This is a genomic window from Microcystis sp. 0824 (assembly GCF_003112475.1).
GTDB lineage: Bacteria > Cyanobacteriota > Cyanobacteriia > Cyanobacteriales > Microcystaceae > Microcystis > Microcystis aeruginosa_C.
Genome location: NZ_BDSM01000053.1, coordinates 93,409 through 116,673, shown reverse-complemented (window position 1 = coordinate 116,673; position 23,265 = coordinate 93,409). Strand labels below are relative to the sequence as shown.

At 41.4% G+C, this 23,265-nt stretch carries 20 protein-coding genes and 1 pseudogene; 9 read left to right on the top strand and 12 right to left on the bottom strand.

Annotated elements, in window-relative coordinates; all coding sequences use genetic code 11:
• Window positions 1–9: 9 nt before the first annotated feature.
• Window positions 10–411: a DUF2203 domain-containing protein gene (locus N0824_RS17920; RefSeq protein WP_108937732.1), complete on the bottom strand. Its 402-nt coding sequence runs from the start codon at window positions 409–411 to the stop codon at window positions 10–12.
• Between the two features lie 72 nt (window positions 412–483).
• Between N0824_RS17920 and N0824_RS17915 the strand changes: the two genes are divergently transcribed.
• Window positions 484–765, top strand: coding sequence for a DUF6439 family protein (locus N0824_RS17915; RefSeq protein ID WP_002735085.1), 282 nt, complete (start codon window positions 484–486; stop codon window positions 763–765).
• On the opposite strand, the gene N0824_RS17910 is transcribed toward N0824_RS17915, so the two are convergent.
• The 5 genes from N0824_RS17910 to N0824_RS17890 all read right to left on the bottom strand — a co-directional run bounded on the left by N0824_RS17910 (window position 762) and on the right by N0824_RS17890 (window position 6,806).
• Complete coding sequence (locus tag N0824_RS17910) at window positions 762–1,163, bottom strand: anti-sigma regulatory factor (protein ID WP_046662979.1); 402 nt, start codon at window positions 1,161–1,163, stop codon at window positions 762–764. The genes N0824_RS17915 and N0824_RS17910 overlap by 4 nt on opposite strands.
• Before the next feature lie 341 nt (window positions 1,164–1,504).
• Complete coding sequence (gene rlmD / locus N0824_RS17905) at window positions 1,505–2,872, bottom strand: 23S rRNA (uracil(1939)-C(5))-methyltransferase RlmD (RefSeq protein ID WP_108937731.1); 1,368 nt, start codon at window positions 2,870–2,872, stop codon at window positions 1,505–1,507.
• An 82-nt stretch (window positions 2,873–2,954) separates the two neighbouring features.
• On the bottom strand, window positions 2,955–4,649 hold the full coding sequence (locus N0824_RS17900) for an ATP-binding protein (RefSeq protein ID WP_002737662.1): 1,695 nt from the start codon (window positions 4,647–4,649) through the stop codon (window positions 2,955–2,957).
• A gap of 330 nt (window positions 4,650–4,979) precedes the next feature.
• Window positions 4,980–5,888, bottom strand: coding sequence for a 2-carboxy-1,4-naphthoquinone phytyltransferase (gene menA / locus N0824_RS17895; protein ID WP_108937730.1), 909 nt, complete (start codon window positions 5,886–5,888; stop codon window positions 4,980–4,982).
• A gap of 300 nt (window positions 5,889–6,188) precedes the next feature.
• Entirely contained in the window at window positions 6,189–6,806 is a 618-nt protein-coding gene (locus N0824_RS17890) for a PEP-CTERM sorting domain-containing protein (protein WP_108937729.1), read from the bottom strand.
• 628 nt (window positions 6,807–7,434) lie between these two features.
• Between N0824_RS17890 and N0824_RS17885 the strand changes: the two genes are divergently transcribed.
• Entirely contained in the window at window positions 7,435–7,728 is a 294-nt protein-coding gene (locus tag N0824_RS17885) for a hypothetical protein (protein ID WP_002760270.1), read from the top strand.
• Here N0824_RS17885 and hrcA read toward each other — a convergent pair.
• Both hrcA and N0824_RS17875 read right to left on the bottom strand, forming a co-directional pair.
• Entirely contained in the window at window positions 7,715–8,791 is a 1,077-nt protein-coding gene (gene hrcA / locus N0824_RS17880) for a heat-inducible transcriptional repressor HrcA (RefSeq protein WP_108937728.1), read from the bottom strand. The genes N0824_RS17885 and hrcA overlap by 14 nt on opposite strands.
• Before the next feature lie 136 nt (window positions 8,792–8,927).
• A complete protein-coding gene (locus tag N0824_RS17875) occupies window positions 8,928–9,266 on the bottom strand; it encodes a rhodanese-like domain-containing protein (protein WP_108937727.1) in 339 nt (112 codons plus the stop codon).
• A gap of 210 nt (window positions 9,267–9,476) precedes the next feature.
• Here N0824_RS17875 and N0824_RS17870 point away from each other — a divergent pair, with 210 nt between their 5' ends.
• From N0824_RS17870 to recJ, 4 genes are all read left to right on the top strand, one after another.
• Window positions 9,477–9,704 carry a DUF2281 domain-containing protein gene (locus tag N0824_RS17870; protein WP_108937726.1) on the top strand — a complete coding sequence of 76 codons (228 nt, stop codon included), beginning with the start codon at window positions 9,477–9,479 and terminating at the stop codon, window positions 9,702–9,704.
• A gap of 184 nt (window positions 9,705–9,888) precedes the next feature.
• Complete coding sequence (gene sbcC / locus N0824_RS17860; protein WP_108937725.1) at window positions 9,889–12,912, top strand: exonuclease subunit SbcC; 3,024 nt, start codon at window positions 9,889–9,891, stop codon at window positions 12,910–12,912.
• Between the two features lie 19 nt (window positions 12,913–12,931).
• Window positions 12,932–13,186, top strand: a complete 255-nt coding sequence (locus tag N0824_RS17855; protein WP_108937724.1) for a MoaD/ThiS family protein — start codon at window positions 12,932–12,934, stop codon at window positions 13,184–13,186.
• Between the two features lie 58 nt (window positions 13,187–13,244).
• Window positions 13,245–15,527, top strand: a complete 2,283-nt coding sequence (gene recJ, locus N0824_RS17850) for a single-stranded-DNA-specific exonuclease RecJ (RefSeq protein ID WP_108937723.1) — start codon at window positions 13,245–13,247, stop codon at window positions 15,525–15,527.
• Window positions 15,528–15,736: 209 nt separating this feature from the next.
• On the opposite strand, the gene N0824_RS17845 is transcribed toward recJ, so the two are convergent.
• Window positions 15,737–16,684, bottom strand: coding sequence for a fused MFS/spermidine synthase (locus N0824_RS17845; RefSeq protein ID WP_002800647.1), 948 nt, complete (start codon window positions 16,682–16,684; stop codon window positions 15,737–15,739).
• Between the two features lie 206 nt (window positions 16,685–16,890).
• Window positions 16,891–17,553, bottom strand: a pseudogene (locus N0824_RS17840) (IS1 family transposase); the annotation flags it as partial.
• A gap of 812 nt (window positions 17,554–18,365) precedes the next feature.
• On the opposite strand from N0824_RS17840, the gene N0824_RS17835 reads away from it, so the two are divergent.
• Complete coding sequence (locus tag N0824_RS17835; RefSeq protein ID WP_108937722.1) at window positions 18,366–18,530, top strand: metallothionein; 165 nt, start codon at window positions 18,366–18,368, stop codon at window positions 18,528–18,530.
• 98 nt (window positions 18,531–18,628) lie between these two features.
• The gene (locus tag N0824_RS17830; RefSeq protein ID WP_108937721.1) at window positions 18,629–19,000 is read left to right on the top strand and encodes a metalloregulator ArsR/SmtB family transcription factor; all 372 of its coding nucleotides are present in this window, start codon (window positions 18,629–18,631) and stop codon (window positions 18,998–19,000) included.
• On the opposite strand, the gene N0824_RS17825 is transcribed toward N0824_RS17830, so the two are convergent.
• Window positions 18,997–19,785 carry a pentapeptide repeat-containing protein gene (locus N0824_RS17825; RefSeq protein WP_108937720.1) on the bottom strand — a complete coding sequence of 263 codons (789 nt, stop codon included), beginning with the start codon at window positions 19,783–19,785 and terminating at the stop codon, window positions 18,997–18,999. The two genes, N0824_RS17830 and N0824_RS17825, sit on opposite strands and share 4 nt — an antisense overlap.
• 201 nt (window positions 19,786–19,986) lie before the next feature.
• Between N0824_RS17825 and N0824_RS17820 the strand changes: the two genes are divergently transcribed.
• On the top strand, window positions 19,987–23,049 hold the full coding sequence (locus tag N0824_RS17820; RefSeq protein WP_108937796.1) for a DEAD/DEAH box helicase: 3,063 nt from the start codon (window positions 19,987–19,989) through the stop codon (window positions 23,047–23,049).
• Here the strand turns inward: N0824_RS17820 and N0824_RS17815 are convergent.
• Window positions 23,046–23,265 (bottom strand): DUF6515 family protein (locus N0824_RS17815; protein ID WP_233256477.1); only part of this gene is annotated, 220 nt, incomplete at its 5' end. The two genes, N0824_RS17820 and N0824_RS17815, sit on opposite strands and share 4 nt — an antisense overlap.

Here is a 23,265-nt window from a genome sequence, read left to right as displayed (position 1 = left end):
ACCAGTTAATCAACCAGTGCAGGATCGCAGAATCCAACCCAGTAAGACTCCAATACCACCAAAGCGGACAATTTGCCAAAAAACTTCCCCCAGCAGTCCGCGACGGATTCCTTCCCAGAATAGGCGCTTTAATTCCCCTTCTTTAAGTAAATTGCTTTCTAAAATTACCTCTAATTCTTGAATCTGTTCGCGAATTTGTACCAATTCCTTTTCTAGTTCAGGTAGGGGATTTTCCCGCCATTGGGGTTCTATTTGGCTAAATTGTGCCTCTAGGTCTTTTTTTTGCTGTTCTGCTTCTTTGATCTGTCGATAACGGTCTTTTAGTGCTGCGATCGCCGCTTCGACTTCTTCAATCGCTTGGGTAAATTCTGCCGATTCATCGTTAGGGTATGGGTTTTCTTCTAAGGACATGGACTCGATGCGATTTCCTGCGTCTAAACTATAGTTATAGACGATTTTACGGTTTTACGAAACCTTTTGATTATGATTCCATCCCCTGTCTCTTCCTCATCTCAGACTGTTGATGATCTATCTACCCTGGAATTGGCGCGGATTTTGGCGGAACGTTTGGCGATCGCACCAATTGACTGGCATCGTCTGAAGGCCAACCGTAATGCTCGGGCCGCTGAACAATTAGGGACGGCTTTAGTGTTTTTATTAGATAATCAGCCAGAAGAAGCACTTCCCCGGCTACAACAGGCTACAGGCTGGCTCGATCGCTCGATTTCTGCTCCTCCCTGTCCTTCTCACGGTCATGGTCATTAATTCAACCAGCGTTCCTGCTTAATTTGCTTACAAAGTTTCAGTTGGGTTCCTTGTTGATTCCAGTGAACTTGGTCGAAGATTTGATATAACATACACAGTCCTCGGCCATTTTCCGCTTCTTCGGGGGGAAAATCGGGGCAATCGCAACTACAGCCATGATGGTGACAACGGGGAGTAAATCCACAACCTTCGTCGGTAATTACCCAAGAATACTCGTCTTTACTGCTAGAAAATTGAACGACCACGGTTTTGGTAGGATCGAGATGATTGCCGTGTTTAGCGGCATTAACTAAAGCTTCTTGCAATCCTAATCTAATTTCTGGTTCTAATTCTTCGGGAATACTAGCGGTCAATAAATCTAAAATCGGACAAAGATACAAGGTGGAAGCGAAACTCATGGTGTTCCAGCTTCGTTTTCCTGTGGGCAGTGAAATAGCAATCACGCACTTTACCTCTAGCTTTTATTCAATGACTGTTCTCTTACAGAAAGATTAAGGTCTCTCAACCGTCGATCTAGATGATTGCCATACCTAATGAGTCATATTTTGTCCCTTTTCTGTCTCTGAGATGGATTAGATATTTTTATGATTGATCTGCAAACCAATCGAGAATCAAGGCAACTTTGAGCGGGTGATTAATTAAAAAAGCAGCTGATTGGAACGGTTCCTAATATGCTATTATCCCTAACCGTTGACTTTTGAGCTACAAACGGCTAAAGTGTCAGGTTTTTCCTCCTATTTCATCCTACCATATTTGTGTTTTTTTGTCCAAGAAAAGCAGCACATTCGACGTGGGGAGTTTGGGGAAAGAAATCAGCTGTTTGCACTTCTAGCAGTTGATAATCGCCTGTTTTACAGAGATATTGCAAGTCTCTGGCTAAAGTTGCACTTTGACAACTGATATAAACAATGCGTTGACTTTGCAGCTGTAACAGGCTATCGAGAACAGAGCGATCACAACCTTTGCGGGGCGGATCGAGTAGAATAATGTCGGGTTTAACTGTCAGTTGCGGTAAAGTTTTTTCTACGGCCCCTAAAATAAAGGTTGTGTTGGTAATATTATTTAATTGGGCGTTAATCTTGGCTCGATCGAGGGAAAAGCTATAGGATTCTAGTCCAATCACCTCTTTAACCCGTTTAGCGAGGGGTAAAGTAAAAGTACCGATACCACAGTAGGCATCAATAAGAATTTCTTCACCTTTAAGCTCTAATTTCTGGCAAATAAGCGAAAATAAGGCTTCAGCAGCCTCTGTATTAACCTGAAAAAAGGTATCGGCAGCCAATTGATAGGTTAATCCAGCGAACTTTTCGTTAATATAGTCCCTTCCCGCAATAGTTGTGGTCTGAGTGCCAAAAATAGCATTACCTCGATCGGGGTTATAATTCACGGTTACACCGACTAAATTGGCGTATTTTGCCAGCCATTGCCGCGCCTGGGTCTCAATTCCCTGTAAATTATTATCGGTACTAATCAGGGTTAATAAAATTTCTCCGGTGTGGCGGCCAATTCTCAGGGATAAATGGCGTAATTGTCCTTGGTGGGTCTTTTCATCATAAATTGACCAGCCTTGCTCCTGAATATCCCGTTTTATCTCTGCTAGAAACGGATTTAAAGCCTGATCTTGAATCGGACATTGATTGAGATTAATCAGATGATGGCTGCCGCGACGATAATAACCCGCTTGCACATTGCCGGTGGGGGAAAATCCGAGGGGATAAGTAGCTTTATTGCGATAAGCGAGGGGAGAATTACCGGTGAGGGGAGGATAAACCAAAGGATCGGTAAAACCGCCAATTCTGGTTAATACCTCTTGTACTTGCTCTTTTTTGACCCGGCGCTGAAATTGATCCTCGATGTGTTGCCATTGACAGCCACCACATTTATCGGCGACGATGCAGCGAGGCCGGATACGATGGGGAGAAGCTTGTAGAATAGTTTGTAGTTTGCCGATCGCATGACTTTTTTTGATATAGGTGATGCGAGTTTGAATGCGATCGCCAATAACCGTATCTGGCACAAAAATCACCTGTCCTCGGTATTTTCCCACACCTTCGCCCGTATGGTTGAGGTCAGTAATTTCGATCTCGATTAAATCACCTTGTTGCATAGTTAGGGAAACCAGTTTTCATCTAGGGTTTCTTCTCAGTAAAAATAACCCAACTCTATTCTACAATCAAAAATCAATTTTTCTAAAATCCTAGATCGGCTTTGGCAATTTTGGCCGCCGCTAAAACTTCCTCATCGGGTAATTCTCGCCAGTCGGTCGCACCTATTTCAGTATAGAATTTTTGATCGTAGGCGCGAGTACGAATTACCACCGGCATAGGAACCGCATGACCTAAAACTAAAGCCTGTTGTTTTGAGTCTAATTTCGCTAAAACTGATCGCAAACTTCCCCCTCCAGAAACCCCAGTAAATATGGCTTCGATGTCCTTTTCATCGTTTAATAAACAGGTGATTCTCGTCCCTACCTGAGACATAACTTCGTTATCAATTCCTGAAGGTCTTTGATCGACAATTAAGAGAGTAACAAAGTATTTTCGCATCTCCCTGGCAATAGTTCCAAAAATAGTTTGATGCACCACGGCAGAATCTAAAAATCGATGAGCTTCTTCAATGGTAATTACTAACTGTTGCGGCCGATCAACGGGGTTTTTGGTTTGTAAAAAATATTCAGCTTTTTTAACATAATTAGCATGAATCCGACGGGTGATCATATTGGTGGCTAACATATAGGAAAGCATATTACTTTGGGAGCCAAATTCAATAACAACGTGCTTACCTGCATCTAAAGCTTGCAACACCTGATCGATATAATTGTGGGGACAAGAACTTCTTAAATATTTCAAACTATCTAGACGCATTAATTTTCTCTGGAGGGACATAATTGATCCTGCATGGCCCTGTTTTTCCGTACAGAAGATTTTAATATCCTCGTTACTCATATTCAATAACTGAGTAATCCAAGATTCTCCATACTCGTTATAGAGAATATTGGCATTATCTAAACTAGCTTCCGAGATGCCTAATTCCCGACCGATTAAACGAATATCCTCGATTTCAATCTGATTATAACTTAAGAATAATTCCTGCGCCCCTCGTACTCCCCGGCGTTTGGTAGAATCGGGATCGAGGGTATAAATTTCTACCTGTCCGGGGAATAATTGACATAATCCTTTCACCGTAGAAACCTCCTTCCCTTCTTTCATCGCTTCCCAACCGTATTCCGAGTGCATATCAAACATGAGGTTAACCCCTGCTTGTTTGCGAATAATACCCGAAATTAAGAGCCTGGTTAAAAAGGATTTTCCCGTCCCGGATTTGCCAAAAACACCGTTACTACGTTCCACAAAGCGATCAAGATTAATACATATTGGCACGTCCATGTCAAGGGGTTGACCAATAGCAAAATTCTTTCTGGTGGGATCATCTTCCCAACCGAAAACCATGCGAAAATCCTGCTCACAAGCTTCATAAACTTGGCTAAAATGGGCGGGAATAGTTTTAACTGGCAGTAATTCTAAATCGGCGCTAGTTTGGGGTTGAAAAGAGCCTAAGGAAGTGTCGGAAACTGCCGGGGAATTACCTCCCGTCGGAGTAAACATGAGCATAGGCGATAGTTCAATAGTACCATAAGTACCGCTACCCGCTAAAACATCGCGCATAAAACTATCATCGGGATGGGGAGGATTCGCGATAATCCGGGGACTAGAGTTACCCAGGGAGACATCGGTGAGGAGACAGAAAAAACGCGAGCGAGTGCCTTGCACAACCAAAAACTTACCGACGCGCATATCCTCCACGGAAATATCCGGATAAAGACGGATTTCTAAACCTTCACTCAGGGAACCTTGAATAACCGATCCGAGGGGTTGTTCACTCATGCTAACCTTGATTTGTGGCGATGAATTATGAATTATGAATTATGAATGAGGAAGTGTTTTCAGTGATCAGTAAAAAGACAGTAGGAAACTGGAAGATGTACGAGACTAAGGCTGAATTCGCCTTATTTAATACGGCCTACTTAATACATACTGCACACTGAAAACTCAAATCTGATAACTGATAACTGATTCAAGTCGGTTAATTTTTTTTCGGTCTATCCTGTCTAAAAATGAGGGGTTCGCAGGCAGGCACGGATTTCCATTATGAATACAAGTATATGTCAAGTGGCGGGGTTTTGTCAAGGGGTTTAAGAAAAAAAATCGGGTTGATCAACGGGAAACAAGGAAATAACCAAGGGAGAAGAGAATGCCACTAAAAAAGTGGAGATTAACCGCTATAAACTTGCAGTTACTGACTAGCTGAGGTTGGTCGTGATTTTGGTTAACGTGGTGGACTAATTGCCAAGCGAAAGGGAGACTAAGGAAGATTAAGAGAGTGAGAGGGGGATAAACCTGCAGCAGCACAAAAACCACCGTTAAAACATAAACGAGAACCGTCACTGCGGTTAAAACTCTAGAACCTTTTAAAGTACCCAAACGGGCAATAGGTGATTTTTTACCCGCTTTGAGATCATCGGCGACTTGATGGAAATGGGAACAAAAAAGGATGATAGAAGTGGTAATCCCGATAATAATTGAAGCCGCTAGACTAGAGAGGGAAAAAGAACCTGCTTGGGAATAGTAGGCAGCGGCGATTGCTAAGGGTCCAAAAGTAAAGAAACAGATAATTTCACCTAATCCTTGATAACCGAGACGGAAGGGAGGCCCTTGATAGGTATAGCCCAAAAAACAGCAGAGGGCGATTAATTCTAGGATAATCCAATCGCCTCGCCAATAACTAATGGCAAAAATACCAGCGATGCCCACTAATAGAAAAAGATTACTTAGCCAGAAAATTAAAGATTTATTGCCAGTTAAATTAACGATCGAATGGGCTTTATTAACATCGATCCCGGTATCGGCATCAAAAACATCATTACTGAGATTTAACCAAGCGAGAATTAAAATAGCTGAGAGGATAAAGGTGGCAAAAATCGGCAGAGAAAATCGACCTGTTTCCTGATCAGCGATCACAGTTCCCAGAATAATCGGTATAATCGCCACACTATACATTGGTGGTTTAAGGGCTGCTAACCAAAGTTTTTGGGGCGAGGGAGTGGTGACAGTATCGCTGGTCATAGTTAAATAGGGTTTGCTGAAAAAGTTTTTCCTAGGCGTAGGGTGTGGGGTGTCGGGTGTGGGGTGTCGGGTTTTACCCATATTTTCAGGGAAAAAGTCCCTGAATTTCCCCCCGATAACTCCAATGGCTGGCACTTTTTGATTTTAAAAAGGACTAAAGATATTATCCAACAAGGTTTTTAGATTTATTCAGCAAGCCCTAGATAGTTCTTCAAAATTGAGATGCACCCAACCCGACACACCTCGTTTTAGTGATAAACCTAAATTTTCGCTAATCTTGCCCTGAGCTTAGTCGAAGGGTTAGACTTTGGTTTTGGCTTTTTCTTGCAGTTGACGACGAGTGGCGGCACCAGCTAAACCCAGACCTAATAAACCGATAGCGGTCATAGTTCCTGGTTCAGTTGTTTTGGTGGTGATTTGTAATTTAACGCCAGCCAAAGTGGAAAAGACGCTACCAGTTTGACGGAAATGAAGGAACAGAGGAAGTTTAAAGTTAGGAGGTACCACCGCCGAGAGATCGAAGTTGAAGGGGGTACTGGCAATAGTATTAGTGCCACTGGCAAGAACCTGATTAAATACGGAAGTGCCGCCAGCAACGAGATCGAACTCTAGTTTAGCGTTAACATCGGAAGACTGGTAAGTGAATGAACCTAAAACATTAGCGGCGACGAAATTACCCAGAATTGCGCCGCCAGTAGCAGGAGTAAAGGGGTCTGTATCACCTTGTCCTGCATTAGTGATCGTAGCACCGATGCCATTTATAGGGTCTTGAGTGGGTGCAGTAGGACTAAAACCACCTGTCGTGGTTTGAAAAACAATCGGTAGGGAGGTAACAAGGGTTGCCGCTTGGACTGCGGGGGCAACTAGGGCAACGGTGGCAAAGGTAGATAATAGAACTGCGACATGATGGCTTTTCATGATTTTTTCTGTCTGACAAACGGATAAAATAAGCTAATTGCCTGAGTTCATGAGGGGAACATCGGCAGAAAACCATCGACAGAAAATAGGTGATATATACCTATTCCTTTTGATTTCGATTGACATTTATCCTAATTGCCAGCTTTTGGTTTTGTCAAGGGGATTTTTGCAAACTTTTCTTTACATAAAACAATTTATCTGCCTATAGCGGTTCTCTTATATGTGAGGCACAGTTAAACTTCTACTGATTAAACTTTTCACCATCAATAATGTACCTCGTGCGAATAGGAAATGCTATATATCACCACAAAAAAACTGCTTTTTAGGTGATCTACTTATAAGTCAATATTATCTAATTCTAGGATTAAGAATAGAAATTAATCTATCGTAACCAATGAAAAAGCGGATCTCTTCTCCTTTGTGTGATAAGTTTAACTTATATAGTAGCGGTCGGTCTTTGTGTCCTTTGTGTCTGGAGTGGTTCGTTCCACTCACTTGCCCGCAAGAATGTATCTTAGAATACATTTTACCCAGCAAACCTAAGAGAGCAAAAAAGCTCTACTGGAGAACACTTCAGTTTATTATCTAGAAAGTCCGCCGAAAATTGCCGCAACTTTCCCAGCCACCGATGAGAGCGATCGCTAAAGATGATATTCTTTATATTCACCATGAGGATGTGCCTGTTTATAAAAAAGGTGGTTCGGTGGTGAGAAATAGTTATTTTTGGGCGCTAAAATCGATCGCCTGTGGAGCGCGTCGGGGACAGGATTGGGAGTTTGATGCAGAGGTGTGGGTGGCGCTGGTGCGGATGTTGCTCTGTTTTGCCAATTCTGGCTATTTGGGGGATGGTGAGACAATTTTAGAGTTTACTGTCGATTGTCCCATTCCCGAACCTTTGCGGGGGATATCTACTTACTTATAGCCTCGCTGAGATAGTTAGCGGTGGATTCCACTAGGGGAATAGTATTTTCGTATAACATTCGCGTCGGTCCGATAATGCCAACACTACCGACGGGAGTATCTCCCTGTTTATAAAAAGCGGAGATAAGAGTACAAGGGCGCATGGATTCCAGAGGATTTTCGGAACCAATGGTGATTTTGACTTTTTTAGCTGATTTTTCTGGTTCTGATCTTTGTAAAATCAGGGGTAAAAGGCGATCCTGTTCTGCTTCCAATAGATGCAGTAACATTTGTACTTGTTGCCATTGGGCGAATTCTGGCTGTCGAATGACTTCAGCGACACCATGGACGATAATCTCCGGGGTGGCAGTGGATTGGAGACTAGCGCTGATTTCTTGGCTTAATTGTTGGAGAAAATGGGTATAACGGGCAAATTCTCGCTCGATTTGCTGCCAATCGAGGTTAATTAAATCTGCCAAGCAATAACCTTTTAATTTTTCCCCCAGAAAATTAGAGAGGATTTGTAATTCTTCTGCTAATCCATCCTTCTTGTCGGTTTCCATAGACTCAGGAATTTCTATCATAACCGAGCGTGTTTGTAAACTATCTGTAACAATAATTAACATGATCTGCTTGGCTGAGACGGGGATTAATTGCAGATGACGCAGGGTATTCGTGAGGGTGTGGGGAAGGGTAACGATAGCGATATAACCGCTTAAACCGGCTAAAAATTGGGTGGCCCGTTGCAACAGACTTTCGAGACTCCAAGCGGGAGATTTAGCCTTTTGATGCAGATAATAGCCGATTTTTTCGCCGATACGGTCATCGGGAGTCATTAACTCATCAACGTAGAGACGATAACCCCAATCGGAGGGAATGCGTCCGGAGGAAGTGTGGGGTTGATAGAGTAAACCTTCTTTTTCCAGTTTACCGAGAGCATTGCGAATCGTGGCGGAACTAACAGTAAATTTGTACTCCTCTAGCAGAGTTTTCGAGCCAACTGGTTCGGCCGTGGCGATATAATGTTGGATTGTGGCCTTAAGGATATGTTGATAGCGATCGCTGAGATTAATTCTAGCGGACATAGGGGAATAATCTTAAGAAAAGATTTATAACATTTTTCTAGACAGTATAACGCTTAATCAGTTACCGGTAATTGGTTATTCGTGGGGAGAAGGGGGATAGTTTACCCCGCTCTTTTCCCGATGGGGGCCATGAAAATTAGTAACGGGGAATATTAGGATCGACGAGAAGGGAATAAGCATCAATGCCACCGTTAATATTTTTAACATTAGTAAAACCCTGACTTTGTAGCCATTGGCACATCTGTAGGGATCTCATGCCATGGTGACAGATAACCAGGGTTTCCGCTTGGGGGTTGAATTGGGTGGCAATAGTGGGCGACCATTCTTGGTATTGACTCAAGGGTAAAATGGTAAAATTGGCCACAGATGCGATCGCAATTTCCTCTGGTTCGCGCACATCAATAAGTTGTAAATTAGGATCATGATCGGCTAAACGGAGAGCGAGTTCATGGACGCTAATTTCGGGAATGCTCATAGATTTGGTCTTAAGAATCGGTTATCTTTCCTTTAGAGTAGCAAATCGAGGGACCCTGAGCGGTTAGGGACTTGCGTAGGAATAATATCCCAGCCAAGTGGGGGGATTTGGTCAGTGCCAGAGCGGGGGGGGTGATATGATGGGGAAAGGGCAGGTATTGAAGACATTGATGCTTTTTAGTACGCCGATTAATCGACAAGCTGAATTTCGATGAATATTGAACAAGCCGTTATCGAAAACTTGCGAAAACTTCCTTTAGAAAAACAACAAGAAGTCTTAAACTTCAGCCAATTTCTAACTCAGAGAACTTCGCCAAAAATTGAAGAGATGACCTCCCACGAAAAAGCAGAAGATTGGCTAAAATTTCTGGAAAGTCAACCCAAGGATACCCCCGGATTACCCGATGAAGCCTTAGGGCGTGAAACTATCTATGACTAATGGCTAAATATCTATTTGATACTAATATTTTACTGAGGCTGAGTGACCGAATTTCCGCTAATTATGCCTTGTACTGCATTCTCCCCACTTCCCCACCTCCCCATCTCCCCACTTCCCCACCTCCCCACCTCCCCACTTTATAATTCATAATTCATAATTCATAATTCATAATTCCTCCCAGCTTATGATTCCCCTACAATTAACCCTAAAAAATTTTCTCAGTTATCGCGAGGCAGTGCTAGATTTTCGCGGATTACATACTGCCTGTATTTGTGGTGCCAATGGTGCAGGAAAATCCTCTTTACTCGAAGCAATTACTTGGGCAATTTGGGGAGAGAGTCGCGTCTCGATTGGTGATGATGTGATTCATGCGGGCAGCGATTATGCGCGGGTAGATTTCGAGTTTAGTTATGGGGGAGAAATCTATAAAATTATCCGTAGTCGTCACCGGGGAGGGAAAGCTTCTGGTTTAGATTTTCAGGTGATTAATGATCAAAGTTTTCGTCCTTTATCGGGTAAAAGTATTAAAGATACCCAAGCACAGATTAATACTTATCTGAAAATAGACCATAAAACTTTCATTAATTCTGCTTATTTACGACAGGGACAAGCGGACGAGTTTATGAAACAGCCTCCCAGTGGTCGTAAACAGATTTTAGCAGAATTATTACAACTCGATCGCTATGAAATTTTAGCGAATAAAGCTAAGGATATATCGAAACAATTTGATGGACAGTCCCTCCAGATCGAGCAGCAAGTAGAAACTATCAAACTCCGTCTTCAGGAGAAAAATTCTTATCGGGAACACCTGCAAGAGTTAAGCACCCAAATTAACCAAATTAATCAAGAACAAGAGGTAAATAATCGGCGTTTACAGCAACTGCAAGGGGAGGAAAATCAGCGTCAGAATTGGGAAAAACAGCTGCAGTGGCAAAGAGAACAGGAGCGAGCTTTATTAGCAGAAATTGAGAGATTAGACCGGGAAAAAGTTAGTCTAGACAATCAATTAAATCAAATAAGGACTATTCTTCATCGCAAAAATGACATTATTACCGCACATGATCGCCTAATCAATTTAGACCAGAAAGAGGTCAGTTTGTCAAGTCAATTGCAAGCTTGGCAACAGGCCCAGTATGATAAACAACAATTAGAACAGAAATTACAGCAAAAAATTAACGAATTTACCCTTCCCATCCAACAAACGAGCGCTCGTTTAGAAGAATTGGGAAGACAGGAACAAGAAACTGAAAAAATTATCGAGCAAGCGGGGGATATTCAAGCAGGATTAGAGAAGTTAAATTATCATCGTCAACGTCTTCAGGAATTGGATAAATTAGCTTTAAAATATGCTCCTTTAAATGGCCGAAAAGCTGATCTAAATATGCAGTTGGAACGGGAAAAAGCCAGGATTAATGCTCGTCGGGAACAACTGCAAAGAAATCGCCAACAATTAGAGACAGAAATCGCTCGTATTCCTCTACTAAGAGAGGAAGCTCTCAATTTAGCCAAACGAATTAAGGAATTAGATAAAAAACAAACCTATTGTGAACGAGTGGAAGAAAAGGAAACCGTTAAACAAGTGGATAAAAAAAGTTTATTGGAGCAGCAGAAAAGATATGAAGAACAGCTTTTAGAGTTAACTGATAAATTGGAAAAATTGAATATTCCCGATTCGGTTTGTCCTTTGTGTGAACAGAATTTAGACAGTCATCACCGTCATCAGGTAATCAGAAAAACTCATCAACATCAAGAACAAATTCAAGAGCAAATTTGGTCCCTACAGGAACGGATGGCAGACTGCGATCGAGATTTAAAACGTTTACGCGAGGAATTAGCCCAAATTAAACAAGAATTGCCAGTAAGATCGAATCTACAACAAAAATATATGCAGTTAGAAGTCAAGTTAGAAACTATTGAAGAAAAGGAAATAGAACTAGAGAAAAACGAGGAGATACTTGTGGAGTTAGAAGCACTTTTAAGCAGTGGCAATTATGCCCTAGAATTACAGCAAGAATTGCAAATTGTCAATCAAGAAATCGCCTTATTAAATTATGATGAACAAAGTTATGCTTTAGTCAGAGGAGAAGAAAAAAGATGGCGTTGGGCAGAAATTCAAGAATCAGAACTTAAGCAAGCAAACCGTCGTTTAGCTAATATTAAGGCTGAGAAACCTAATTTAATTAACCAATTAGCTAAACTAGAACAGGAGAAACGAGAACTAGGTCAAAATTCCCCACTTAAACAGGAAATTGAACGCTTAGAAAAGTTTATTCAAAACTTAAATTATGATCGCAGTGAACATCAGAATATTCAAAATCTGATCCGACAATTACAGGGGGTAAGATTACAGTATCGAGATTGGCAACAAGCAGAAAAAAATTATCCAGAAATAGCCGCTAAAATCGATGACATTGAGCAAAGATTACAGCTGCGAAATGAGGATTGCCAGAAGATAAATCAGGAGTTAGCAAATATTAGTCAAAAGATTGGTACTTTGACTGACTATCGCCAAGAAATCGCTGCTTTATCGACTAATATTCAACAGCGGAGACAGATAATTGATGGATTGCTCTCCCAAAAAGGTCGGGTTGAGGAGAAATTACATCAACTAGAAACTTTAGGTAAACAACTGACAGAAAAAGAGAGCGATTTAGCTAAAGTTAAAAAACAATATAGAGTCCATAAAGAGTTAGCCCTAGCTTTCGGCAAAAATGGTTTACAAACTCTGATGATTGAGAATGTTTTACCAGAGTTAGAAGCACAAACTAATCATATTTTAGCTCGCTTAACTGGTAATCAATTTCATGTGCATTTTTTAACCCAAAAAAGCGGTAAAGGTACTAAGAAACAGCAACAAAAGTCAATCGATACTTTAGATATTATTATTGGCGATACCCGGGGATCCCGTCCCTACGAAACCTATTCAGGAGGGGAAGCTTTTCGGATTAATTTCTCGATTCGATTAGCTTTAGCGAGATTATTGGCACAAAGAGCAGGAACAGCCCTACAAATGCTCATTGTTGACGAAGGATTCGGAACTCAGGATGCGGAAGGATGCGAGCGCTTAATTGCGGCAATTAACGCTATATCCGCCGATTTTGCCTGTATTTTGACTGTCACCCATATGCCCCAATTTAAAGAAGCTTTTCAACATCGCATCGAAGTCCGCAAAACCGAACAGGGTTCTCAATTGATGTTATTATCCTAGGAAAAATATTGATGTAAAGATGGAAAAGATTACGGTTACAGTAAAACTATTTGCTATTTATCAAGAAGTCTATCAAACTTCACAATTAAACCTCGAATTTCCTGCCCACACTTCTGTCTCAGAAGTGTTAAACTATATTATAGCTCCCTATCCTCAATTAGAAAGATGGCGCGATGTTACTCGTTTTGGAGTCAATCTTCAGTTTGTTTCGGGAGAGAAAATCCTCGAAAATGGTGATGAGATAGTTCTAATTCCCCCCGTTAGTGGTGGCTAAATGGAGATAGGGAAAATCACAAAAACTGCCACCTTTTTAACTTTTTCCTTGATATCCCGTGTCTAACTGGCAAATTCCCCCATCGGTAGCTCTTCCCCAAGAGTTTTTAAAAATAGTCCAAGACTACACCCCAGAGTCGAATGGCAGCGTCGTGGCACAAATATTATGGCATCGCGGTGTCCGGGATGGGGCGACTCTGCGGACGTTTCTGGATGAGAAAGCTTATCAGTCAAAAACTCCCTTTGATTTTGGGCAAGAAATGAACTTTGCCGTCAAAAGACTGGAAAAAGCCCTAAATAAAGGCGAAAAAGTGACTATTTGGGGTGATTTCGATGCCGATGGTGTCACCGCTACCAGTGTCCTCTGGGAAGGATTGGGGCAGTTTTTCCCACCCTATCAACAGTTAGATTATTACATACCCGATCGCCAAAAAGAATCCCACGGCCTCAATTGTCCCGGTATCGAGAAACTAGCGCATCAAGGAACCCGTTTAATCGTCACCTGTGACACGGGAAGCACGAATATCGCTGAAATTGACTATGCAAACAGTCTAGGAATCGATATTATCATCACCGATCATCATACCCTACCCGACGAGCGCCCCGAGGTGATTGCCCTGATTAATCCCCGCTACTTTGTGGAAACCCATCCTTTCTATCATCTTTCTGGGGTTGCCGTTGCTTATAAATTGGTGGAAGCGATGTATTTAACCCTTGCAGATATTCCCAGAAAACCCCTAGAAAATTTACTGGATTTAGTTGCGATTGGTTTAATTGCCGATTTAGTCAAATTGACGGGAGAATGTCGTTATTTAGCCCAAAAAGGTATACAAAAACTGCAAAATACTCAGCGTTTAGGAGTTAAAAAATTACTAGATTTATGTAACAAAACCGGAGATAGACCGATGGATATATCCTTCGGTATTGGACCGCGCATTAATGCCGTCAGTCGCATTTATGGCGATGCTAGATTTTGTGTGGAATTACTTACCAGTGAAGATGAAAAACGTTGTCAAGAATTGGCTGAACAAGCGGAATTGGCCAATATTCGTCGCCAAGAAATCCAACGAGATATTATTAAACAAGTTCAGAAAAAACTAGAGAGAATTGATCTTTCCACCACTAATGTAATTATTTTAGATGATCCCCAATGGATGGCGGGAATTTTAGGATTAGTGGCGGGACAAATTGCCCAAGAATACCAGCGACCGACAATTTTATTAAGTACCAGTGAACCACCTTTTGCTAAGGGTTCCGCTCGGTCAATTCGCGAGATTGATCTTTATCAATTAGTATCCTCTCAATCCCATCTTTTACATCGTTTTGGTGGTCATCCTTTGGCTGCTGGTTTAAGTTTAAATATAGAAAATTTACCCCTATTTATTGAGGGAATTAATCAACAGTTGCGACGCACAGGAATTGATTTAACTTCCCTTTCTTCCGAGATAGAAGTGGATGCAGTGGTGACGGTTTCCCAATTGGGAAAAAGTCTATTTCGAGAATTAAAATTACTGGAACCCTGCGGGATGGGTAATCCGACACCGAAGCTATTAATTCAAAATTGTTATTTTCAAAATCTTTGGCATAAAAATCTTGAGGATTTCAAAGGCAAAAAAATCGCTTATCCCCGGACAACTTTTGAGATCTGGGATAGTTCAATCGAGGAGGGATTCCCCGGTATGTGGTGGGGTCATCACAAAGATGAAATTGCTGCCGATACCCGTTATGATGCCGTAGTCGAATTAGATTTTAATACCTCCAAAAATCGCTATGAAGTGCGCTTAATTGCCTTGCAGCCCTATCAACAAGAATCCTTAATCTATAGCAATAAAAAAGATTTTTTAATCGACAATCGCCATCGAGAAATTAATCAAAAAGTTAACCAATTAAATCCCCTTTTTCTCTGGGAATGTCCCCGGGATTGGACAAAACTTTCCAGGGAATATCAACAGGCAATTTTACGCGATAAAAAGTTAGTTCTTGCCTATGCTAGTCCTTTAAAAAAATCCGCTCACACCCCATGGATAAACCTTGTGGGGATTGGGAAATATTTAGCTAGAACTAAAACCAGTATTTCCCGTCAACAATTACAAAACCGCTTAAACCTCAGCTATCATACCCTAGAATTAGGATTAATTTCCCTAGCAGAAAATGGCTTTAAAGTCAAGAAAAATCAAGAAAATTTATCCTTTGAATTAGTCAATCATGAGGCAAAAATTAATAAGATTGAGCAATTTCTAGAAGCGGTGGCACTAGAAAACTTTCTCCAGCAATACTTTGCTACTGTTCCCCTAGAAATACTGCAAACAATTCTTAATCATGAAGACTCGATCGATTTCTAATTAGGGTTTGCTAAAAAAGGTTGTTGGTGGGGTGTGGGAATTATGAATTATGAATTATGAATTATAAATTATGAAATGGGGAAATGGGGAAATGGGGAAATGGAGCATTTGGCTGAAATTTCCCTAAACCCCTAAACCCCTAAATCCCTATCACCCTATCACCCTATCTCCTGACTCCTGATTACTGACCACTGATAACTGACTCCTGATTACTGATTACTGATTACTCCTTGACCGAAGAATTTCGGGGGTTTTGCTAGGGTATAAACTTCCGTATTTTGTGCGATTGCTTGACGAATATAGAGAGGAGTTTGTAACATTCCTAGTAAACTCATGCCATCAATTAAACGTAATCCTCCCGTAGTTGTATCGCTGATTAATTCATCCACCACATCAGGATCGGGACGAGTATTTAAAGGATGATTAGCACAGAGAGTAAAACCCCAAGGGGAACCATAACTAGGAGTGGGAGCGCAATAGGAATGAACGTAGGGAAAAACTGCTTTTAAAGTATTCACCAAACGCGCATGATACATCACCGAAGGAGGAGAAACTGGGCCAGATTGAACGACAACAATGCCATTTTCGGCCAAAACTCTTTGTAGTTTTTCAAAGTATTCTTTTGTAAATAGGGGGAAAGAAGGACCCTCTTCGATAGGATCAACCAGATCGGAAATAATAATATCCCATTTATCGTTAGTGGTGTCTAAAACTTCTAAAGCATCGGCCACAACTAACTGAAAACGAGGATCATCAAAAGTGCCTTGGTGCATTTCAGGAAGATGTTCCTTACAAGCTGCCACCACATCCCCATCGATATCGATCATCATCACTTTTTCGATTGTTTTCCAGCGCAATAACTCCCGCGTTGTCGCACCTTCACCACCTCCCAAAATTAAAGCAGTTTTTGCTTCTTGGTGGGCAATCATTGCCGGTTGCACTAATGCTTCATGATAAATAAATTCATCCCCCGTACAAGATTGCCATTTGCCATCCAGTACCAAGGCTTTTCCATAGGCCCCCGATTCAACAATATACATCTCCTGAAAAGCGGTTTTTTTGTAGGCTAAAATCTGCGAAACCCCATGACTATAAATGTCCCAGGGGGTAATATATTCGTTAACCCATAGATCCGCTTTTAGTTCACTTCCTGCCATAACTAATCCTCCTTGAGGTGAAAAAGGCACGATCTATCATTATACAACAATTCACAAAATTCGATCGATAACCTGAAATTATCTCCAGCAATTCTAAATTTGGGAAATTAGGATGAGTTGGCAGCTTGAATAGGTTCAAACTCATCCAACATAAAAGAGGTGGTGATTCGGTAGTAGTGATCGCGGCTTAATCCTTTGCTTTGCTGTGCATTGTAGTCATGGATAAAATACCAAAGGGTTCCCCAACGTGATTCTCCATTTTTTTAGAGAAAGATAGACTCTCTCTCACCAGCCGAGAAATCCTTTGTCGAAAGGTATTATTTAATCTTTCAATATGATTAGTTTGACCAGTTTCTTTTCCGACCAGTCGATGACGTTTACTGGGAATTACTGTCTTATATGACTCCCAAAAGTCTGTGTAAGCAACAGCGCATTGTCGGTAAACACCTGGTAAACTGGCCCCAAAGTTTTTTGGCTGATTGACGACTCCTATCTCCTAAATAGCAACCAATAATTTCTCTTGTTTTTCTATCAATTAACCGCCAAATATAAACCTTTATCGTCTTAGAAAAAACAAAAGACCACATCTCATCACATTCTATAACAAATTTACCTTTTGGTTTGTCCAAAACCTTTATTTGACGGGGTACAGCCACCAGTTTATTGTTGACATAATTTTGTAACCATGACCAACTTACCCCTGTTACTATAGCAATTCCTCGTAAAGAAATTCGTTCGAGCAAGAGTTTATCAATTAATTGTTTGGTTTCGTCAGAGACGGTTTTATTAGTGGGATTGATCCCAAACTGACGACCACATTCTTTACATTGACGTTTGGGTTTTCCATTATGAATAGCACCATTCTTGATCCTATGGTGAGAACCACAATTAGGACAGGGGAATAGAGGTGAACTAGGGGGGTATTTTGTTCGGTGCTAGACTGATATTTGAGTAAGCCAGACAGGAGCCAGAAAAAGATATTTATCAGAAAAGTCATGATCAAGCTAGAGGTTTAAAGACTGATCGGGTTCCAATTATTTTTATTCATAAATATTTTACACAATTCATACCAGGTAAGCAAGAGGGCTACGCCACTACTACCGAATCATTACCAATTTCCGTTCCGGTGCTGATTCCCAGCATCTTTCAATTTGACAACACCCATTACCTAGTAGGGATAATTCTGGAATTAGCCCTACACCTATTACCTAGCTATATTCCACTGCTAAATCGAGCGACTCTTGTTCCCCGCTTAAGCCCAACTATCGGCACTATAGCGTTTTTCAGTCTGCTGAGGTACAAAAGTTATGGGTTTTAGGCAAAAGGCAAAAGGCAAGAGGCAAAAGGGAAGAAAAATAGGTGTACCTCACTAGCTTAGGAAACGCTATATTCGTTCATTAAACACTAATTGAAAGATGCCATGCAATCCTTGCTATCAAAGTAATTTCCGTTCCGGTGCTGATTCCCAGCATCTTTCAATTTGACAACACCTAAAAACTCACATCTGATAACTGTTAACTTACCCACTGATCACTGATCACTGATAACTTCCCACCTCACCCTTGAGATGACTGCTCTAACTTTCCCATCTGAGTTTTAGAAAAATTTAACTTTATTCAATCCATGAACATCTGTTCAGATGTTATACTAAAGTCAGTAAAGAAGTTCAGAGGTAGTAACCATGATCGCTGTCACCACCATGAAATGTGCTTGTAAATCCTGTGAGTGTGAAGTATCGATCGCCGATGCCATCAAAAAAAACGATAAATACTACTGTTGCCAAGCTTGTGCCGATGGTCACGTTGACGGGAAAGGCTGTGGACACCAGGGCTGTATTTGCGGTTAAATTTAGTTATTGGGAAGAAAGGGACAAGTATCGGCATTGAAGATTCGATCGATACCTCCCTTTCTCAACTTTCCCTTAATAACTGATCGGGAAAAAACATGGCCATAGAGAAAATAGCACCGGTTTGTGGGGAATCCCATCACCAAGAGGGGAAATTCCAGCACTTGCAGGGATTAGAACTAGAAAAAGCCCAAAAAATGGCCGAATTTTTCAGCCTTTTGGGGGATGCCAACCGCCTCAGAATTCTATCGCTTTTAGCCAAACAAGAATTATGTGTTTGTGACTTAGCCGACGAGTTAGGGATGAGTGAATCGGCCGTATCGCACCAGTTAAGAACCCTAAGAGCCTTAAGATTAGTTAAATACCAAAAACAGGGACGGAGAGTCTTTTATTGCCTTGCCGATCATCATGTTCTTGACCTTTATTACGCGGTCTCGGAACATTTAGAAGAACCGGCGGACGAGGATTAAAACAGTCCCAAAGCGGGTAAAACAAACTGTAAGAGCAGAGAACCAATCCCCTGCACCATTTGGTCTAATTGAGCGTTGCCACCACCTTGTTCTTGCGGTTTTAGGGCGATTTCCATGCCTTTAATAAAATTCTCTGCTGCTTCGTAACCGGGGGTGTTACCTTGGCGTTGAAAGAGAGTCGAAGCCATTTGAGCATCCTGGGCCGCTAGAGCATTTTGTCCCAGACGATAGTGAGCCATGGACCGGGCCAGATAAGCTGGAGCATATTCTGGGTTGATTGTCAAGGCCTTATTAAAATTTTCTATGGCGGCGCTGGTGCGTCCCTGTTTTCCTTCCACCATCCCTAGTCCGTAGAATAGTTCAGGAGTACCGGCACTACTGGGAATTCCCACCGCACCCTGCACGTATGCAGTATCTAGTTTAGTGTTTTCGAGGTTAGCATTATTGAGATAAGCGCCTCTTAAATCCGCACCCGTCAAGATTGCCCCGGTTAAATTCGCTCCAGTCAGATTAGCACCAAAAAGAGAGGCACTGGTTAAATTAGCACCACTCAGATCCGCTCCACTTAAATTAGCTTGACTAAGATTAGCACCGACGAGATTGGCCCCATTTAATTTTGCCCCAGTTAGATTCGATTGCACTAACCCCGAACCGCTCAGATCGCATTGGGGACATTGTCGGGTGGATAATAATTGCTGTAGGTGATTTAAATCTTCCCCATAACCAACTAGGGACAAGTTCAGGGGAAGACTGAGGACGAGGGTTAGGGCGATCAATTTGTACATAGTTTAAAATAACTCTAGTTATTATTATTGATAATCACCATTTGATCGCGGCTAATCGCTTAACTAGATTCTGCTTGAGAAATCAGCCCTTGTCCACTAAAATAGAAGATTAGAGGCTCTTAAGGTCAGAAGAAGCGACAAAATCGAGATTTGTTACCTTTTCAACAGCAAGTTTTTTTAAAGGAATTTCCCTATTTCATAATGACTACTCTACACGGTAATTGGCTGATTGGTTCGCAAGATAGTGTTTTTTTTCTTTGGGGTGAACAGTGGCAAGGGAAAGAATTAAGTGAAACAAAGGAAAATCATCCTTTTTGTCTAGAATCAGGGGCATTAGCCCAATTTATCGAGAAATTTTCCCCTCAGCTTGACCAGTATTCTCCAGAATCAATCAAGCTCAGTTTGCCTAGTTATTCTCCCCCTAGGAAAAAATATTTTTTACCGCTGCTGTCGGGGCAAATTCTCGAACCCACACCTAAATCCTTGTCTTGGCAACCATGGCAGGTATCGGGATTAACTTTTTCTGCGGGGATGATAGTGCGGTTATGGGAGAAATTACCCCTAGCTAAGGCCGAATTTATCGGCAATGATCTACGATTTTGGCTGTATTTGCACCGTTGGAGTTTAGATTTATTAGCAAGGGGGAAATTTTTAGCGGGAATAAATCAAGGTCAAAGTTGCTGGTATCCGCTGCTAGATAGTACCATCGATCGCACTCGTTTAGCTAAGTTTATCCAAACCATCCCCCCAGTTTGTCTTGCCTATCAAGAAAATAGCGAACCACAAACAATTATTCTCGATTGCTTAAAAAATATTGTCGATGCTCGTTTGCGACAAAAAATAGATAGTACTGTTAATATTTCGCCGTCATTGATGGTGAAACCCTGGCTACAATCTTTAAGCGGTGATCATCATGACATTGCCTTAGAAGCCAAGAATTTACAGCGTCTAGAAAATGCTTATAATAACTGGGTGTTTCCTATCCAAGAAAGTTTAGTTAATGGCAATAATCGCCAATTAATCGAGAATCAATACCGTGTTTGTTTATGTTTACAACCTCCCAGTCTGGGAACAGCGTGGAAAATCACCTATTATTTACAAGCGTTAGATGATCCCGAATTTCTCATTAGTGCCAAGTTGATTTGGTTAGAGGGTAAAGAAAGTTATCATAGTTATCAAAGAGTTGTCAATAATCCCCAGGAAATTCTCTTAAAAGGATTGGGATTAGCATCCCGATTGTACGAACCGATTAGAATTAGTTTAGAGCAAAGACACCCGGAGGAATGTTCTCTTGATTCCATCGAAGTTTATCAGTTTATTCGCTCGATCGCTTGGCAATTGCAAGATCAGGGATTAGGGGTAATTTTGCCAACGGGTTTAACTGCCGGTAGTAATGAACAAAGATTAGGAATTAAGATTGCTGCCAGTGTAACTCCCAAAAAAGGAGAAAGATTAAGTTTAACCAGTTTGTTAAACTTTCAGCTTAAATTAGTGGTAGGGGAACAGGAAATATCAAAAAAAGATTTTGATAAGTTATTAGAGAAAAAATCGCCGGTTGTGGAAGTGGGGGGCAAATGGTTAATCCTACAACCTACGGATGTCAAAGCAGCTCAGGCAATTTTAAATAATACCATCACTCCCCTGAATCTCTCGGTGGAGGATGCCCTGCGCTTGAGTTCAGGAGATAATAATCTAATTGCTAAACTGCCGGTAGTAAACTTCCAAGCGGAGGGAGCATTAAAGGAATTAATTGATAATTTAAATAACAATCAAGGGATTCAATTAATCAACCCACCTAGGGAATTTCGGGGGGAATTACGTCCCTATCAACTCAAGGGAGTTAGTTGGTTAGCTTTCCTAGAAAAGTGGGGTTTAGGTGCTTGTTTAGCCGATGATATGGGTTTAGGAAAAACCCCGCAATTAATCGCTTTTTTACTAGCATTAAAAGAAGAGGATATGTTAGTTAATCCCGTGTTAGTGGTGGCTCCCACTTCTGTGGTCAATAACTGGGAACATGAATTAAGAAAATTTGCTCCCACCCTGGCGGTTTTTGTGCATCATGGCGAAAAAAGATTAAAAGGTCAAGCTTTTGCTCAAGAGGTAAAAAATAAATCGGTTGTTATTACCAGTTATCCTTTAATCTATCGGGATCTATCCACTTTAGAAGCAGTATCATGGCAAGGTTTAGTTTTAGATGAGGCTCAAAATATTAAAAATTCTACGGCCAAACAATCCCAAGCAGTGCGAAAAATACCCGCAGGATTTCGCATTGCCTTAACGGGAACTCCCGTAGAAAATCGCCTGACGGAATTATGGTCAATTTTGGATTTTCTCAATCCCAATTTTTTAGGAACTCAAGCCTTTTTTCAGCGTCGTTTTGCCCTTCCCATTGAAAAATACGGCGATCAAGAATCCCTGCATAATTTGCGTTCCCTTGTCCGTCCCTTTATTTTAAGGAGATTAAAAACCGATAAAACTATTATCGAAGATTTACCAGAAAAACAGGAAATGAATGTCCTGTGCGGTTTATCGAAAGAACAGGGACAACTTTATCAACAATTAGTCGAGACAACCCTCCAGAAAATTGAAGAAACTCAAGGAATTCAGAGACATGGATTAATTTTAACCTTGCTAATGCATCTCAAACAAGTTTGTAATCATCCCGCTCACTTTTTGAAAGAAAATAGTTTAGAAAGCAGTCAAAGATCGGGAAAATTATTACGTTTAGAAGCCATGGTAGAGGAAGTGATAGCAGAAGGCGATCGAGCTTTAATTTTTACACAATTTGCCGAGTGGGGAAAACTCCTACAAACCCATCTCCAGAAAAAATTAGCCGAGGAAATATTATTTCTCTCCGGTTCTACCAAAACAAAAGATCGGGTAGAAATGATCGAGCGCTTTCAAAATGATCCCCAAGGACCAAAGATTTTTATTCTCTCCCTGAAAGCAGGGGGAACAGGATTAAATTTAACCCGCGCTAATCACGTTTTTCATATCGATCGTTGGTGGAATCCGGCCGTAGAAAACCAGGCCACTGATCGCGCTTTCCGCATCGGACAAAAACGCAATGTTCAGGTACATAAATTTATCTGTACGGGAACCCTAGAGGAACGCATTAATGAGATGATCGAAAGCAAGAAACAATTAGCGGAACAAACCGTAGATGCCGGGGAAAATTGGTTAACCGAATTAGATACCGATCGCCTGCGAGATTTATTATTATTAGATCGATCGGCAATTATTGATGAAGAAGAAACCGATTAGAAGCGAACCACCTGATAAACCGTGGAACCATTCTCAAACAGGGGCTGATAGTAGATACCGCTACAATTGTAATAAAGCGTATTGTCAGCCGTGATTGTGGTGCAGCCGTCCGGGAGATAGGTGACAATCGCGCCGATTGGAGGAGCCACCACCGTGTAGGAACTACCGCTAGGCTGAAGATAGATGCCGTCCGAGTAAATGTAGGAAGTGGAACCC

Coding starts and splice junctions, on each gene's coding strand:
- N0824_RS17835 (WP_108937722.1), top strand. CDS start 18,366: ATGATCGCTGTCACCACCATGAAATGTGCTTGTAAATCCTGTGAGTGT.
- N0824_RS17920 (WP_108937732.1), bottom strand. CDS start 411: ATGTCCTTAGAAGAAAACCCATACCCTAACGATGAATCGGCAGAATTT.
- N0824_RS17890 (WP_108937729.1), bottom strand. CDS start 6,806: ATGAAAAGCCATCATGTCGCAGTTCTATTATCTACCTTTGCCACCGTT.
- menA (WP_108937730.1), bottom strand. CDS start 5,888: ATGACCAGCGATACTGTCACCACTCCCTCGCCCCAAAAACTTTGGTTA.
- N0824_RS17820 (WP_108937796.1), top strand. CDS start 19,987: ATGACTACTCTACACGGTAATTGGCTGATTGGTTCGCAAGATAGTGTT.
- rlmD (WP_108937731.1), bottom strand. CDS start 2,872: ATGCAACAAGGTGATTTAATCGAGATCGAAATTACTGACCTCAACCAT.
- N0824_RS17900 (WP_002737662.1), bottom strand. CDS start 4,649: ATGAGTGAACAACCCCTCGGATCGGTTATTCAAGGTTCCCTGAGTGAA.
- N0824_RS17915 (WP_002735085.1), top strand. CDS start 484: ATGATTCCATCCCCTGTCTCTTCCTCATCTCAGACTGTTGATGATCTA.
- N0824_RS17855 (WP_108937724.1), top strand. CDS start 12,932: ATGGAAAAGATTACGGTTACAGTAAAACTATTTGCTATTTATCAAGAA.
- N0824_RS17830 (WP_108937721.1), top strand. CDS start 18,629: ATGGCCATAGAGAAAATAGCACCGGTTTGTGGGGAATCCCATCACCAA.
- N0824_RS17910 (WP_046662979.1), bottom strand. CDS start 1,163: ATGAGTTTCGCTTCCACCTTGTATCTTTGTCCGATTTTAGATTTATTG.
- N0824_RS17875 (WP_108937727.1), bottom strand. CDS start 9,266: ATGAGCATTCCCGAAATTAGCGTCCATGAACTCGCTCTCCGTTTAGCC.
- N0824_RS17845 (WP_002800647.1), bottom strand. CDS start 16,684: ATGGCAGGAAGTGAACTAAAAGCGGATCTATGGGTTAACGAATATATT.
- hrcA (WP_108937728.1), bottom strand. CDS start 8,791: ATGTCCGCTAGAATTAATCTCAGCGATCGCTATCAACATATCCTTAAG.
- N0824_RS17885 (WP_002760270.1), top strand. CDS start 7,435: ATGAGAGCGATCGCTAAAGATGATATTCTTTATATTCACCATGAGGAT.
- N0824_RS17825 (WP_108937720.1), bottom strand. CDS start 19,785: ATGTACAAATTGATCGCCCTAACCCTCGTCCTCAGTCTTCCCCTGAAC.
- sbcC (WP_108937725.1), top strand. CDS start 9,889: ATGATTCCCCTACAATTAACCCTAAAAAATTTTCTCAGTTATCGCGAG.
- N0824_RS17870 (WP_108937726.1), top strand. CDS start 9,477: ATGAATATTGAACAAGCCGTTATCGAAAACTTGCGAAAACTTCCTTTA.